The organism is Cellulomonas sp. HZM, assembly GCF_000708885.1.
In the GTDB taxonomy this organism is placed as follows: domain Bacteria; phylum Actinomycetota; class Actinomycetes; order Actinomycetales; family Cellulomonadaceae; genus Cellulomonas.
In genome coordinates, this window is sequence record NZ_JEOE01000001.1 from 111215 (window position 1) to 125134 (window position 13920).

A 13920-nucleotide genomic window follows, 5' to 3' on the forward strand; every position below is an offset into this window, starting at 1 on the left:
TCCGACCGGCTCAGTCCAGCCGGATCCCGCGCGCCCGGATGGCACGCAGCAGCGACCGCCCGTCGGCGCCCTGGAGCACCGAGACACCGTCGCGCAGCGCGTCGCGCTCGGCGCGAGCGGTCGCGGGTGCGGGCACGCCCACGCCGTGCGCGAGCACGTGCTCGCTGAACGTCAGCTGGCGCAGCAGGATCGCGTGCACACGGTCGGGGTAGCGCTGGGCGGCGCCCGCGTAGATCTCTGGGTCGTGCTGGCCGTCGTCGCCGACCAGCACCCAACGCACGTGGGGCAGCTCGTGCACCAGCCGTCGTAGCTGGGCCGCCTTGTGCCGGGCGCCCGATCGGAACCATCCGGTGTTCGTCGGCCCCCAGTCGGTCATGAGCATCGCGCCGCGCGGGTACCCCCCACGACGAAGGAAACGGCTCATGGCCGGCGCCGCGTTCCACGCACCCGTCGACAGGTACACGACGGGGGAGTCCGGCGCGTCCGCGAGCAGCTCGCGGTACAGCTCGGCCATGCCCGGTACCGGCTCGCGCGCCGCCCCGTGCCGCACCAGGACGTTCCAGGCCGCCACGAGCGGGCGCGGCAGGCGCGTGACGACGACGGTGTCGTCGATGTCGCTCACGATGCCGTGCCGCGTCTCCGGGCCGACGACCTGCACCGCGGCGCTCGCGCGCGACCCGTCGACGCTCGTCAGCACCACCTCGTGCCACCCGGGCTCGAGGTCGCTCGCCACCACCTGGTCGACGTAGCCGCCGCGATCCGTCACCAGTGCGTGCGTGCGGTCACCGACCTGGACGGTCACGGGCGCGCCCGCGACCTGGGCGGTCGCGAAGCTGCGCCATCCCCGCACCGCTCGAGCGGGTGCGTCGGTGCCAGGGAGGTCGTCGTCGCCGACGCCGGGCGCGGCCAGCAGCGTTCGCGCGAGGACTCGCACCCAGCCGTCGCCGCCGTACCCGGTGTAGGGCTCGATGCGCACGGTCCAGCCGCGTGCTCGCAGACGTGCGGCGACCACGCGGTCGAACGCGTCCTCGAGCCGCGCCGCGACGTGGGGCCGCGCGGCCGCCGGGTGCGTGCTGCCCGGCCGGACGACGCCCGGCCGGGCAGCACGCAGGACACCGGCGCCGTCGTCGGGAGCGACCGTGCGGCGCGGGTGTCGCAGGCTCACTCCGCCTTGCCGGCCGCTGCCGCCGCGCCCTTCTCCGTCGTGGCGCCCTCCGTGCTCAGCGCTCCGCCGACGGACTCGAGGTGCGCACGGACGAACCAGTGGAACAGCTCGAGCTCGTGCAGGTGGCCGACGAGCAGGTCGTTGGTCACGGTGTCGAGGTCCTCGGTGTCCGAGGCGGCCTGACGGTGGTCCGTGATGATGCCGATGTAGACCTCGTCGAGCGCGCCGAGGTGCTCGATCGTCGTCGCGCGCCCGATCGCGTAGTCGTCCCACGTGCGGGCCTTGACCAGGGCGCCCGGGGTACCGACGGGTGCCACGCCGAGCGTCGCGATGCGCTCGGCGATCGCGTCCACCATGAGGCGCACCGCGTCGACCTGCGGGTCGATCATCTCGTGCACCGCGATGAAGTGCGGGCCGACCACGTTCCAGTGGATGTGCTTGAGCGTGAGCGCCAGGTCGTTGAGCGCGTTGAGCCGCGACTGGAGGATCGCCGCGACCTTCGCGCCGTCCTGCGGGGTGAGGGACGGGACGGTGTAGTGGGGCAGGTCCTTGGACGCCATGAGGTGCTCCTTCGTCGTGTGCAGGCCGGGTCGCGTCCCGGTCACCTCAACGCTGCCTCACCGCGCGCCGGGCCGCCATCGGAGCAGCAGTCAGGTGCGCTCTCCGCCACGTCCGAACGGGTCGCCGTCCGCCTCGAGGCGTCGCACGGCCTCGTGCTGGTCGACCTGCGCGAGCCCCGGCTCGATCTCGTCCCACCAGCGGGGCGTCGCGACGGTCGGGGTGTCGCGCCCGCGCAGCGACCAGGGCGTGATCGTCGTCTTGGCCGGGTGGTTCTGCGACCAGTCGAGCAGCACCTTGCCCCCGCGCAGCTCCTTGCGCATGACCGCCACGAGGAGCCGCGGGTGCTGGGCCGCCAGCTCGTGCGCGATCGCCCGGGCGTAGGTGCGCACGGTCAGCACGTCCTGCGTGCCGGGCAGGTCCGCGTAGAGCTGCATGCCCTTGCTGCCGGAGGTGACCGGCACGATGCGGCGCAGCTCGTCGGCGCGCAGCCGGTCCGCCACCAGGTGCGCCACGGCTGCGCACTCGTCGAGTCCTGCCGGCGCGCCCGGGTCGAGGTCGACGACGAGCCGGTCCGGGGCACGCAGCCCGCCGCGGGGTCCCACGCGCCACTGGGGCGTGTGCAGCTCGAGCGCACCCTGGTTGGCGGCCCACACGAGGTCCGCCAGCTCGTCGAAGAACGGCAGGTCGAGCTCGGCGCCCTCGTCGTCCGAGCCGGGCGCCGCGCGAAGGCGCTGGTGCCGCAGCCAGTCCGGGGCCCCGCGCGGCACGTTCTTCTCGAAGAACCGCTCGCCGCCCGTGCCGTCCGGCCAGCGGATGCGCGTGACCGGCCGGTCGGCCAGCTGTGCGAGCAACGGGTCGTGGACGCGCACGTAGTAGTCCATGACCTCGGCCTTGGTGGTGCGCGTCGCCGGGTAGAGCACCTTGTCGAGGTGGCTCACGCGGACGTTGCGGCCACCGACGTCGACGGTCTGGCGGTCAGGACTCATGGCTGCACCTCGCGTTGGTCATGCCTGCTCCCACGGGTCGGCGTCGGTGTCGGTCCGCACGCCACGCACCACGGGCTGGCGCAGGCGCCCGTTCGGCGTGCGGGTCAGGTACCGGGTGTCGACGACGACGAGCGGCTCGCACCAGTGCGCGCCTCGGGCGTCGACGGCGGGGACGTCGTCGTCGAACGCCGACGACGACGTCGCCAACGGCTCGAGCGCGCGGGCGAGCACCTCGGCGGTCGCCCCGCCGAGCCCGCTGCCGGCCCGCCCGAGGTAGCGCAGCGCACCGTCCGCGTCGCGCGCCCCGAGCAGCAGCGCGCCCAGGCGGCCCGTGCCGGTCGACTCCTCGCGCCAGCCGACGACGAGTGCCGTGCGCGTGCGGTGGTGGGCCGACTTGACCCAGTCGGGTGACCTGCGGCCGGGCTGGTACGTCGAGGTACGACGCTTCGCGACGACGCCCTCCAAGCCGTGCTCGGCGGTGACGCGCCACAGCTCGGCCCCGTCGTCGTACACCGGTGAGGCCTGCACACGGTCCGGGAGGTCGAGCGCATCCAGCAGCGCGCGCCTGTCGTCGTACGTGCACGACGTGACGTCGCGACCCTCGTGCCGCAGCACGTCGAACACCAGGTACGTCACCGGTCGCCGCGCGGCGAGCGACTGCGCGCGGCGAGCCTCGCGCACGTGCATCCGCTCTGCGAGCGCCGCGAACGACGGGTTGCCGGCCTCGAGCAGCACCACCTCGCCGTCGAGCACGGTGCCGCTCAGCGAACCGATCCCGGCGAGCTCCGGGTAGGCGACCGTGACGTCGCGCTCGTTGCGGCTCCACAGGCGCAGGTCGCCCTCGTCGGGTGCCTGCGCGATCACCCGGACGCCGTCCCACTTGACCTCGTAGGCCCACGCCGGTCCGGCCGGGAGCATGCCCGGACCTGCGGCAGGGGTGGCGAGCATGGGCTGCACGGGTCCATCCTGCCCAGGACGGCACGACGCGTCCTGCCACGACGCGCGTGCCCACGGACCGGGAGGGGACCCGATGCGGGCGATCTGGAAGGGCGCGGTGGCCTTCGGGCTGGTCAACGTGCCGGTGCGGCTGTACGCGGCGACCGGTGAGCACGAGGTGTCGCTGCACCAGGTGCACCGCGACGACGGCGGCCGGATCCGGTACAAGAAGGTCTGCAGCATCGACGGCGAACCCGTGGAGATGTCGCAGATCGCCAAGGGCTACGAGACCGCGGACGGAGAGCTCGTCGTGCTCACCGACGAGGACTTCTCGCGGCTGCCGCTGCCGACCGAGCGGGAGATCGAGGTGCTCGAGTTCGTCCCTGCGGACCAGGTGGACCCGATCCTGCTCGGACGCACCTACTACCTCGAGCCGGACAAGACCGCCGCCAAGCCCTACGCGCTGCTGCGCGGTGCGCTCGAGGAGGCGGACCGGATGGCCGTCGTCAAGGTCGCGCTCCGGCAGCGCGAGTCGATGGCGGTGCTGCGGGTGCGGGACAAGGTGATCTGCCTGCAGACGTTGCTGTGGCCCGACGAGGTGCGCGCAGCAGACTTCCCGATCCTGGACGCCGACGTGACCGTCAAGCCGGCGGAGCTGGCCATGGCGAGCTCGCTCGTCGACTCCCTCGCCGCCGACTTCGACCCCTCCCAGTTCGAGGACCGCTACGAGCAGGCGCTCACGCAGCTGATCGAGGAGAAGGTCTCGACGGGTGACACGCGTTCCCTGCCGCAGCCCGCTGCCGAGGGCGGCGAGGAGGGCGGCGGCGAGGTGGTCGACCTGCTCGCGGCGCTGCAGCGCAGTGTCGAGAAGGCACGGACGGCACGGGGCGAGGCCGCAGCGCCGACCGAGCGCGCCGACGACCAGCCCGAGCCGCCCGCGCCCAAGCGGCGCAAGAAGGCCGGCGAGGGTGACGCGCCGGCCCGCAAGACGCGTCGCAAGGCGTCGTGAGCGCGGACGCCGACCGGCGGGACGCGGCCGTCGCGACGCTGCGGCGGATCGCGTTCCTGCTCGAGCGCTCTCAGGCGTCGTCCTACCGCAGCGAGGCGTTCCGCGGCGCCGCGGGTGTCGTCGAGCAGGTCGCGCCGCCACGCCTCGCCACGCTCGTCGCCGGCGGCGGGCTCACCGACCTGGGCGGTGTCGGCGCGCGCACCGCGGAGGTCGTGGCGCTGGCCTGGCGGGGACGACCCGTCGCGTACCTGGACGAGCTGGAGCAGCAGCTCGCCGCCGAACCGGCAGCAGCCCCGGCCGCGGTCGCGCTGCGCGCGCAGGTGCGCGGCGACATGCACGCGCACACCGAGGCGAGCGACGGCGCGACGTCCGTCCAGGAGATGGTGCTCGCCGCGCTGCAGATCGGCCACGAGTTCCTCACGATCACCGATCACTCGCCCCGGCTCACGGTCGCCAACGGGCTGTCCGCGCCGCGACTGCGTGCCCAGGTCGCGCAGATCGCGGCGCTCAACGGCGCGGTGGCACCGTTCGAGGTGCTCACGGGCATCGAGTGCGACGTGCTCGACGACGGCTCGCTCGACCAGGACCCGGCGCTGCTCGACGAGCTCGACGTGGTGGTCGCCTCCGTGCACTCCAAGCTCCGTATGGACCGCGCGGCGATGACCCGCCGCATGGTCGCGGCCGTGAGCGACCCGCGCACCGACGTGCTCGGGCACTGCACCGGCCGCCGCGTGCTCGGGCGCGAGCGGCCGCCGAGCGAGTTCGACCCGTACGCGGTCTTCGAGGCGTGCGCCGAGCACGGTGTCGCGGTCGAGATCAACTGCCGGCCGGACCGACAGGACCCGCCGGACGAGCTCCTGGCGATCGCCGTCGACGCCGGGTGCGTGTTCGCGATCGACACCGACGCGCACGCCCCCGGCCAGCTCGACTGGCAGCTGAGCGGGTGCGCCCGAGCGGTCGAGCACGGACTCACCGCGGAGCGGGTCGTCTCGACGTGGTCGGCGCCACGGGTACGGGAGCGCGGTCGTCGGTCGTCGGGATGACGTCGCTCGGGGCAGTCGCTCGAGCAGGGTGTGACGACGGCCACGTCCGAGGCCCGGGACACGGCCGTGCGCGGGTCCGGGCGCGTCGTGCGCGCGCGTTAGGGTCGTGCGCGGCGCTCGCGCGTCGGCCCGCACGCGGGTCTGCACTTCCCCTTCGACAAGGAGCATCTTTCGTGAGCGTGAACCGCACCGAGCTCGTCCAGGCCGTCGCCGCCAAGGCGGGTCTCACCAACGCCGAGACCGACAAGGCCCTCAAGGCCTTCCAGGAGGTCCTGGTCGAGCAACTCGCCGCGGGCGAGAGCGTGACGATCCCCGGCTTCCTCGCGGTGGCGCGTGCCGAGCGCGCGGCCCGCACGGGCATCAACCCGCAGACCGGCGAGAAGCTGGAGATCCCCGCGGGCTACCGCGTGAAGATCACCGCGGGCAGCGTGCTCAAGCGCGCCGCGCAGGGCTGAGCCCCCCCGGTCGACGAGGGCCGGGCGCCGCACGACCTCGAGGTCGCGCGGCGCCCGGCCCTCGCTCCGTCCCGGCGACGTATCATTGGCGGGAACGACTCTCAGCAAGCCTCCTGGGAAGGGTGGTCAGACGGTGGCGGTGCGCCGGACCCGGCAGCGCGGCGAGATCCTCGAGCTGCTCGACGGCCTCGACGAGTTCCGCAGTGCCCAGCAGCTCCACGAGCTGTTGCGTGAGCGTGGGTCGAGCGTGGGCCTCGCGACCGTCTACCGCGCCGTGCAGGACCTCGCCGACGGGGGAGAGGTCGACGTGCTGCGCAGCGGCGACGGCGAGGCGGTCTACCGCCGGTGCGGCCAGCAGGCGCACCACCACCACCTCGTGTGCCGCACGTGCGGCCGCACGGTCGAGCTCGACGCCGGACGCGCCGAGACGTGGGCGCAGGAGGTCGCTGCGGCGTACGGGTTCGGCGACGTCGACCACACGATCGAGCTGGTCGGGACCTGCCAGGACTGCCGCGCCGCGGCCCAGGCCGAGCAGTAGCCGGCTCGGTCGGTCAGCGCGAGCGCGCGTCCGAGCGGTAGGCGCGTCGGACGACGACCCGGGGGACCAGCCACCAGCACACGACGAGCACCGCGAGGGCGCCGACGCCGACGACGACGCCGGCCGTGCGCGACACCACCACGTCGAACAGCAGGGACACGGCGCCGGCGAGCACGAGCGCGATCACCACGAGACCGGCGCGGGCGAACCAGGCCGCGACGTCCACCAGCTCGCGCTTGAGGCGCCGACGGAACAGCGCCCGGTGCAGGCTCACGGGCGCGACGATGAGGGTCGTGGCGAGCGCGGCGAGCGACACCAGCACCAGGTACATCCCGCGCTGGTAGCCGTCGAGCGTGCCGAAGCGCTGCTGGAACGGCACGGTCAGCAGGAACCCGAGCAGGATCTGCGTCCCGGTCTGCGTCACGCGCAGCTCCTGCAGCAGCTCGGACCAGTTGCGGTCCATGCGCTCGGTCATCGTCTCGTGCCGGCCGTCCGTGGGGTCGGCGTCCTGCTCGGACATGCAGCCACCTCTCGTCGTGCGGATCATCCCGCACCGAGAGGTCGAGGGCATGCGCGCGCACGGGGGAGACTGGTGCGCGTGAACCCTCTGCACGACGCCCAGCACCGCGACTTCGCCTCCGACAACTACGCCGGCGCGCACCCGGAGGTGCTCGCTGCTCTCGTGGCAGCGAACGGCGGGCACCAGGTCTCGTACGGGGCGGACGCCTACACGGCGCGCCTGCAGGAGGTCGTCGCGCAGCACTTCGGCGCGGCGGCGCGCGCGTACCCCGTGTTCAACGGCACGGGGGCGAACGTCCTCGCGCTGCAGGCCGCCCTGCCGCGCTGGGGAGCGGTCGTGTGCACGACGAACGCGCACATCCACACGGACGAGAACGCCGCCCCGGAACGCGTCGCGGGCATCAAGCTGCTCACCGTGCCGACCCCGGACGGCAAGCTCACGCCCGAGCTGGTCGCGACCGAGGCGTGGGGCTTCGGCGACGAGCACCGCGCGCAGCCCGGGGTCGTCTCGATCACGCAGTCCACGGAGCTCGGCACGCTCTACACGCCGGACGAGATCGCCGCGCTCGCCGACCAGGCGCACGCGCTCGGGATGCGCCTGCACGTCGACGGTGCGCGCCTCGCGAACGCCGCCGCAGCGCTCGACCTGCCGCTGCACGCGTTCACCACCGACGTCGGGGTGGACCTGCTCTCGTTCGGTGGTACCAAGAACGGCCTGGTGTTCGGCGAGGCCGTCGTGGTGCTCGACCCCGACGCCGCACCCGGCATCGAGTTCCTGCGCAAGCTCGACATGCAGCTCTCGTCGAAGATGCGCTTCGTCTCCGCGCAGCTCGTCGCGCTCTACGAGGGCGACCTGTGGCTGCGCTCGGCGCGGCACGCCAACGCGATGGCGGCACGCCTCGCAGCCGGCCTCGCGCGCGTCGACGCGCTGCGCGTGACCCAGGAGGTGCGCGTCAACGGGGTCTTCGTCGAGATGCCGGCACAGGTCGCCACGACGCTGCGCGAGACGTGGCACTTCTACGACTGGTCGCCGGGCGTCGTGCGCCTCATGTGCGCGTTCGACACCACCGAGGCGGACGTCGACGCGTTCGTCGCTGCGGCGGCACGCGCGGCGGGCTGACCCGGCCGGGCGTGCCGCCCGCGATCGTCAGCGGTTGCGCGCCGGACCGTGCGTGGGGCGCGACGCACCGTGCTGGTGGCGCGGCCCCTCGGTGCGCGGGCCGTCGCCGCGCGGGCCCGAGTCCACGCGGATCCGCAGCGGACGGCCTGCGACCCGGGTGCGGGACAGCCGGTCCAGCGCGTCGGGGGACAGGCCGCCGGGGATGTCGACGAGCGAGAAGCTGGCGAAGATGTCGATCTTGCCGACGTCCTTGCCCGTGAGCCCGCCCTCGCCCGTGAGGGCACCGACCAGCGCACCCGGCTGCACGCCGTCGCGGTGACCCACGGCGACCCGCCAGCGCGCCGGTCCGCCGGCGATGTGCGTGTTCGTCCGGCGCCGTTCGCCGCGCTCGGGGCGGTCGTACGAGCCGTGCTCGCGGACCGCACCGCGCTCGGGTGCGAGGCGCGCGCGCTGCAGGGCGTCGTCGAGGTCCTCGGCGTCGCGCGGGGCCGGGCCCTCGTCGCCGACGGCGAGCGCCGCGACCGCTGCGAGCAGGTCGACGGAGTCGGTGCCCGGGTTCTGCGCGAGGTGCACGGCGACGGCCTCGCGGTAGAGGTCGAGCCGACCCTTCTCGATGCGCTCGGGGGCCCGTGAGAACAGCTTCTGCACGCGGTGCGCGGAGACCTCGGCGGGTGAGGGGATCTGGATCTGCTCGAGCGTGGTCCGGGTGGTGCGCTCGATCTGGCGCAGGCGGCCCTGCTCGTTCGGCGTCACGAACGACAGCGCCGTCCCCTCACGGCCGGCGCGTCCCGTGCGGCCGATGCGGTGCACGTACGTCTCGGGCTCGCGCGGCACGTCGAAGTTCACGACGAGCCCGATGCGCTCGACGTCGAGCCCGCGCGCGGCGACATCGGTCGCGACGAGCACGTCGAGCGCTCCCGAACGCAGCCGCTCGACGATCTTCTCGCGCTCGCCCTGGGCGACGTCGCCGGAGATGTACGCGGCGGAGATGCCCTTCTCGACGAGGGCCGATCCGACCTCCTCGGCGGCGCCGCGGGTACGTACGAAGACGATGGCGGCATCGGCGTCCGACACCGCGAGCACGCGCGTGAGCGCCCCGACCTTGTGGCGGAACGGCACGACCGCGTACGTCTGCTGCACTGTCGTCACGGTCGACGACTGGCGCGCCACCGTGATCTCGACGGGATCGGTGAGGTGCTGCTCGGCGACGCGACGGATCGCGGGCGGCATGGTCGCCGAGAACAGCGCGACCTGGCGCTGCTCAGGGGCGCGCTCGAGGACCTTCTCGACCTCCTCGGCGAAGCCCATGCGCAGCATCTCGTCGGCCTCGTCGAGGACGAGGTAGCGCACCTCGTCGAGCACGAGCGTGCGGCGCTCGAGGTGGTCGATGACGCGGCCGGGCGTGCCGACGACGACCTGGGCGCCGCGCTGCAGGGCGCGCTGCTGCGGCAGGAACGGCGAGCCGCCGTACACGGCGACGACGTCCACCCCGGGCAGGTGCGCGGCGAACGTCGAGATCGCCTCCGCGACCTGCATCGCGAGCTCGCGCGTCGGCGTCAGCACCACGGCCTGGACGGCGCGCAGGTCGGGGTCGACGGCAGCGAGCAGCGGGAGACCGAACGCGGCGGTCTTGCCGGTACCGGTCTGCGCGACGCCGACGATGTCGCGACCGTCGAGCAGGGAGGGGATCGCCCGGGCCTGGATCGCCGACGGCGTCTCGAAGCCGAGGTCGGCGATCGCGCGCTCGATCCCTCGGGGCAGGGCGAGCTCGGCGAAGGAGCTCGCGACGGGCATGGTGGTGGGCACAGAGGTGCTCATGGCAGAGATCAACCGATCGTCACGGGGGAAGGAGCCCTGGCCGGCACCAGATCGGTGCACGGCGGGTCGCAACCCCAGACCACCCATCGGCGACCGGCGTACCGGTGCCTCGACCACACGACCACCCGGTCCGATGAGGACCGGTGTCTCGACGGGGGACGCGACGAACTCCACGTTCGCGAGCAGTCTACGGGGCGGACCGCCTGGTCGGGCAGGATCGCGCGGGTGACGTCCCGCACAGCGCGAGGACGGCGCGGGTCACGCCAGCCCGAGGCGTGGCGCCTCGATCGCGGGGCACGCGTCCATGACGACGGCCAGGCCGGCCGCCTCGGCACGGGCCGCGGCGGCCTCGTCGACGACGCCGAGCTGGAGCCACACCGCGCGCGCTCCGCGCGCGATCGCCTCGTCGACGACCGCACCCGCGAGCGACGAGTTCACGAAGACGTCGACGACGTCAACCGGTCCCGGAACCTGCGAGAGCGACGCGTAGCCCTGCGCGCCGTGGACCGTCGGCGCCGACGGGTGCACCGGCACGATCTCGTGACCGAGCCCCTGCACGAAGCGCGCGACGCCGTACGCGGCCCGCTCCGTGTTGGTGGACAGCCCCACGAGGGCCCACCGGCCCCGGGTCGTGAGGAGCCTGCGGACGGTCGCTGTGTCGTTGGCACGAGGCATGACGGCAGGGTGGCACGCGGGTGCACGTGACGCCACGCCGCGCGGCCACGGACGGTCGGGCGGGCCGCTTAGGATCGTGCAGGTCGGCCGGTGGGACGCGTGGAAGGGGGCCGGGTGAGCGAGCAGGTGGTCAGCACCCGCGTGCTGACGGTCCCGAACGCGATCAGCCTCGTCCGGCTCCTGATGGTGCCGGTGTTCGCGGTGCTGATCGCGACGCACCACGACGGCTGGGCCGTGGTGGTGCTCGCGGTCTCCGGCGCCAGCGACTGGCTCGACGGCGTCCTCGCGCGGCGGCTCGGGCAGGTGTCGCGGCTCGGGCAGCTTCTCGACCCCGCGGCGGACCGGCTGTTCATCGTCGTGACGCTCGTCGGCCTCGCATGGCGGGGGATCGTGCCGGTGTGGCTGCTCGTCGTGCTGGTGCTGCGCGACGTCGTGCTCGCGGTCAACCTGGCGGTGCTGCGGCGCGCGGGCTACGGGCCGCTGCCCGTCCACCTGGCCGGCAAGGCGGGCACGTTCGCGCTGCTGTACGCGTTCCCGCTCCTGCTGCTCGCGCAGTGGGACTCGTGGGTGGGCACCGTCGCCGCCGTCGTCGGCTGGGCGTTCGCGCTGTGGGGTGTCGCGCTGTACTGGTTCGCCGGCGCGCTGTACCTCGAGCAGACCCGCAGGCTGCTGCGCGGCACCGAACGGCCGGCATGACGAGCCGGCACGCGGAGCCCGCCGGCGCGGGGGCGCCGCCAGTCCGCGCGCCCGATGCGTCCATGACCCTGCTGACCGAGGTCTACCGGCGGCCGCTCGACCCCGGCTACGCGCTCGTCGCGGCGCGCGGTGGTTCGCGGCGGACCCGTCCCGGGGTCGCCGCGCTCGCCGCGTTGGCGCTCGTGCTGGGCATCGGCACGGCCGCGGCGACGCTCGCTCTGCGCCAGCCCGCGGGCCAGGCGGAGCAGGCACGCAAGATCCTCGAGACCCAGATCACCGAGCGCGACGCCGAGGCGGCACGGCTGGACGCCCAGGCCAAGGCGATCGGGGCCGAGGTGTCCGCGCTCCAGGCGCGGGCCCTCGCGTCGGCCGACTCCACCCTGCGCGAAGCCCTCGCTGCGGGGGCCGTCGAGGCAGGGACCGCGCCGGCGAGCGGCCGAGGCGTGCGCGTCGTGCTGACCGACGCCCCGAGCGCCGACCCGGACACCGCCGACCCCGACACCCGCGTGCAGGACTCGGACCTCCAGGTCCTGGTCAACGGGCTGTGGCAGGCCGGCGCGGAGGCGATCGCGATCAACGGGGAACGGCTCACCGCGACGACGGCGATCCGCAGCGCGGGCAGCGCCGTGCTCGTCGACCTCGTCGCGCTCTCGAGCCCGTACACCGTCGAGGCGCTCGGTGACCCCGTGCGGCTGCAGACCGGCCTCGCGACGTCGAGCGCCGGCCAGCTGCTGTCGGCGCTGCGCACGACGTACGACATCGGTGTCGACACGTCGTCGCAACGCCGGCTGGACCTGCCCGGCTCCGGCCCCGTCACCCTGCGCCACGCCCAGGTGCCGCCTGACGCCAAGCTCCCCGAGCCCGCCTACGACGAGGCGACTTCCCCGACCGCGCCGGGTGTGGCAATGTCGCCCGGTCGGATCTCGGGAGGAGCGAAGTGATCGCCGTCATCGGACTCGTCGTGGGCGTCGTCGTCGGCCTGGTCCTGCAGCCGACAGTGCCGGTCGAGCTGCAGCCGTACCTGCCCATCGCCGTGGTCGCCGCGCTCGACGCGCTGTTCGGCGGCCTGCGAGCGATGCTCGACGGGATCTTCGACGAGCGCGTGTTCCTCACCTCGTTCCTCTCGAACGTGGTGGTCGCGGCCCTCATCGTCTTCCTGGGTGACCAGCTCGGCGTCGGGACCCAGCTGTCGACCGCCGTGGTCGTCGTCCTCGGCATCCGGATCTTCTCCAACGCGGCCTCCATCCGCCGCCACGTGTTCAAGGCGTGACGTGAGCAGCGAGAACGGTGCGTCCGACGAGCCCGTGGACCAGGACCGACCTGCGACCGGGGGCGAGAGCGACGTGACCGAGGAGGTCACGGCCGAGGACGAGCCGGCCGACGTCCCCGCCGTCGACGGCCCAGGTGCCGACGACCCAGGCGCCGACGACCCGCGCGCCGACGACCCGCGTGCCGACGACGGACCGGTGGTCGAGCAGGTCGAGCCGAGCGACGGCTGGCCGCGCCTGTGGCAGGCGCTGCGGCCACGCGCGACACGGGCGCAGGTGCTCGCGGGTCTGCTTTGCGCGGCACTCGGGTTCGCGCTCGTGGTGCAGGTCCGGCAGACCAACGACGCGAGCCTGTCGGGGCTCCGTCAGGCGGACCTGGTGCGGATCCTCGACGAGACGACGGCCCGTGGCGACGCGCTCGCCAAGGAGGTCGACGACCTGCGCGACCAGCGCGACCAGCTCGCCTCCGGCTCGGACAAGCAGCAGGCGGCGCTCGACGCGCTGAGGCGTTCGGCCGAGACCCAGGGCATCCTGACCGGGCGGCTGCCCGCGCAGGGGTCGGGCGTCGTCGTGACCCTGACCGAGCCGAGCGGCGAGATCAAGCCCGCCACGATGCTCAACATGCTCGAGGAGCTGCGCAACGCGGGGGCGGAGGCGATCGACCTGAACGGCGAGCGCATCACCGCGAGCAGTGCGTTCGCCGGTGTGCCCGGAGCCGTCACGCTCGACGGGACGGTGCTGCACGCACCCTTCGTCTGGACCGCGATCGGCGATCCCGACACGATCGCGACGGCCCTGCAGATCCCCGGCGGCGCCCTCGCGACCGTGCGGAGCAACGGCGGCGAGGGGACCGTGCAACGACGCGACGAGGTGGAGATCCGCTCCGTGCGCGAGCTGGACGAGCCGCGCTTCGCGACGCCTTCACCCGCTGCCGCCGGTTGATCCCGCTTCGCCCCTTCCGGCACCGCGGCCGCGGCGCCCGACGCGCAGGAGCGCACCGGGCCGTGCTGCGCGGAGCGCGTCAGGCCGCATAAGGTGTGCAGCACCACGTGCGCTCCACGTGGTGATCGATCCGTCGGGACGCATGCCAGCACCGACGCCAGCACCGATGCCAGTGCCGACGGGAGGCCC

General features: G+C 73.9%; 16 protein-coding genes. 9 read left to right on the top strand and 7 right to left on the bottom strand.

The window, feature by feature from the left end:
* Positions 1-10: 10 nt before the first annotated feature.
* The 4 genes from AW16_RS0100525 to ligD (AW16_RS0100540) all read right to left on the bottom strand — a co-directional run bounded on the left by AW16_RS0100525 (position 11) and on the right by ligD (AW16_RS0100540) (position 3660).
* Positions 11-1165 carry an App1 family protein gene (locus AW16_RS0100525; RefSeq protein ID WP_231495899.1) on the bottom strand — a complete coding sequence of 385 codons (1155 nt, stop codon included), beginning with the start codon at positions 1163-1165 and terminating at the stop codon, positions 11-13.
* Positions 1162-1725 carry a Dps family protein gene (locus tag AW16_RS0100530; RefSeq protein ID WP_029287194.1) on the bottom strand — a complete coding sequence of 188 codons (564 nt, stop codon included), beginning with the start codon at positions 1723-1725 and terminating at the stop codon, positions 1162-1164. Before AW16_RS0100530 ends, AW16_RS0100525 begins: the two co-directional genes overlap by 4 nt.
* Before the next feature lie 90 nt (positions 1726-1815).
* Positions 1816-2712: a non-homologous end-joining DNA ligase gene (gene ligD / locus AW16_RS0100535; RefSeq protein ID WP_029287196.1), complete on the bottom strand. Its 897-nt coding sequence runs from the start codon at positions 2710-2712 to the stop codon at positions 1816-1818.
* Between the two features lie 18 nt (positions 2713-2730).
* A complete protein-coding gene (gene ligD / locus AW16_RS0100540; RefSeq protein ID WP_369794741.1) occupies positions 2731-3660 on the bottom strand; it encodes a non-homologous end-joining DNA ligase in 930 nt (309 codons plus the stop codon).
* Positions 3661-3742: 82 nt separating this feature from the next.
* Here ligD (AW16_RS0100540) and AW16_RS0100545 point away from each other — a divergent pair, with 82 nt between their 5' ends.
* The 4 genes from AW16_RS0100545 to AW16_RS0100560 all read left to right on the top strand — a co-directional run bounded on the left by AW16_RS0100545 (position 3743) and on the right by AW16_RS0100560 (position 6693).
* Positions 3743-4657, top strand: coding sequence for a Ku protein (locus tag AW16_RS0100545; protein ID WP_029287200.1), 915 nt, complete (start codon positions 3743-3745; stop codon positions 4655-4657).
* The gene (locus tag AW16_RS0100550) at positions 4654-5700 is read left to right on the top strand and encodes a PHP domain-containing protein (protein ID WP_051681537.1); all 1047 of its coding nucleotides are present in this window, start codon (positions 4654-4656) and stop codon (positions 5698-5700) included. Before AW16_RS0100545 ends, AW16_RS0100550 begins: the two co-directional genes overlap by 4 nt.
* Before the next feature lie 173 nt (positions 5701-5873).
* Positions 5874-6155: an HU family DNA-binding protein gene (locus AW16_RS0100555; protein WP_029287204.1), complete on the top strand. Its 282-nt coding sequence runs from the start codon at positions 5874-5876 to the stop codon at positions 6153-6155.
* Positions 6156-6288: 133 nt separating this feature from the next.
* Positions 6289-6693 (top strand): Fur family transcriptional regulator, encoded by a 405-nt coding sequence (locus tag AW16_RS0100560; RefSeq protein ID WP_029287205.1) that lies wholly within the window; start codon positions 6289-6291, stop codon positions 6691-6693.
* A 13-nt stretch (positions 6694-6706) separates the two neighbouring features.
* Here the strand turns inward: AW16_RS0100560 and AW16_RS0100565 are convergent, their stop codons facing one another.
* Positions 6707-7213, bottom strand: coding sequence for a DUF6328 family protein (locus tag AW16_RS0100565; RefSeq protein WP_029287208.1), 507 nt, complete (start codon positions 7211-7213; stop codon positions 6707-6709).
* Between the two features lie 78 nt (positions 7214-7291).
* Between AW16_RS0100565 and AW16_RS0100570 the strand changes: the two genes are divergently transcribed.
* Positions 7292-8332 carry a low specificity L-threonine aldolase gene (locus AW16_RS0100570; protein WP_029287210.1) on the top strand — a complete coding sequence of 347 codons (1041 nt, stop codon included), beginning with the start codon at positions 7292-7294 and terminating at the stop codon, positions 8330-8332.
* Positions 8333-8359: 27 nt separating this feature from the next.
* Here the strand turns inward: AW16_RS0100570 and AW16_RS0100575 are convergent, their stop codons facing one another.
* On the bottom strand, positions 8360-10150 hold the full coding sequence (locus AW16_RS0100575; RefSeq protein ID WP_034647866.1) for a DEAD/DEAH box helicase: 1791 nt from the start codon (positions 10148-10150) through the stop codon (positions 8360-8362).
* Positions 10151-10408: 258 nt separating this feature from the next.
* On the bottom strand, positions 10409-10825 hold the full coding sequence (locus tag AW16_RS0100580; protein ID WP_029287214.1) for a CoA-binding protein: 417 nt from the start codon (positions 10823-10825) through the stop codon (positions 10409-10411).
* A 183-nt stretch (positions 10826-11008) separates the two neighbouring features.
* Here AW16_RS0100580 and AW16_RS0100585 point away from each other — a divergent pair, with 183 nt between their 5' ends.
* The 4 genes from AW16_RS0100585 (at position 11009) to AW16_RS0100600 (ending at position 13731) form a co-directional block, all read left to right on the top strand.
* Complete coding sequence (locus tag AW16_RS0100585; protein ID WP_231495916.1) at positions 11009-11521, top strand: CDP-alcohol phosphatidyltransferase family protein; 513 nt, start codon at positions 11009-11011, stop codon at positions 11519-11521.
* A gap of 62 nt (positions 11522-11583) precedes the next feature.
* A complete protein-coding gene (locus tag AW16_RS0100590) occupies positions 11584-12462 on the top strand; it encodes a DUF881 domain-containing protein (RefSeq protein WP_231495900.1) in 879 nt (292 codons plus the stop codon).
* On the top strand, positions 12459-12791 hold the full coding sequence (locus AW16_RS0100595) for a small basic family protein (protein WP_029287220.1): 333 nt from the start codon (positions 12459-12461) through the stop codon (positions 12789-12791). Before AW16_RS0100590 ends, AW16_RS0100595 begins: the two co-directional genes overlap by 4 nt.
* A 1-nt stretch (position 12792) precedes the next feature.
* The gene (locus tag AW16_RS0100600) at positions 12793-13731 is read left to right on the top strand and encodes a DUF881 domain-containing protein (RefSeq protein ID WP_051681539.1); all 939 of its coding nucleotides are present in this window, start codon (positions 12793-12795) and stop codon (positions 13729-13731) included.
* Positions 13732-13920: the final 189 nt, after the last annotated feature.

Coding starts and splice junctions, on each gene's coding strand:
- AW16_RS0100530 (WP_029287194.1), bottom strand. CDS start 1,725: ATGGCGTCCAAGGACCTGCCCCACTACACCGTCCCGTCCCTCACCCCG.
- ligD (WP_029287196.1), bottom strand. CDS start 2,712: ATGAGTCCTGACCGCCAGACCGTCGACGTCGGTGGCCGCAACGTCCGC.
- ligD (WP_369794741.1), bottom strand. CDS start 3,660: ATGCTCGCCACCCCTGCCGCAGGTCCGGGCATGCTCCCGGCCGGACCG.
- AW16_RS0100545 (WP_029287200.1), top strand. CDS start 3,743: ATGCGGGCGATCTGGAAGGGCGCGGTGGCCTTCGGGCTGGTCAACGTG.
- AW16_RS0100565 (WP_029287208.1), bottom strand. CDS start 7,213: ATGTCCGAGCAGGACGCCGACCCCACGGACGGCCGGCACGAGACGATG.
- AW16_RS0100575 (WP_034647866.1), bottom strand. CDS start 10,150: ATGAGCACCTCTGTGCCCACCACCATGCCCGTCGCGAGCTCCTTCGCC.
- AW16_RS0100580 (WP_029287214.1), bottom strand. CDS start 10,825: ATGCCTCGTGCCAACGACACAGCGACCGTCCGCAGGCTCCTCACGACC.
- AW16_RS0100585 (WP_231495916.1), top strand. CDS start 11,009: ATGGTGCCGGTGTTCGCGGTGCTGATCGCGACGCACCACGACGGCTGG.
- AW16_RS0100590 (WP_231495900.1), top strand. CDS start 11,584: ATGACCCTGCTGACCGAGGTCTACCGGCGGCCGCTCGACCCCGGCTAC.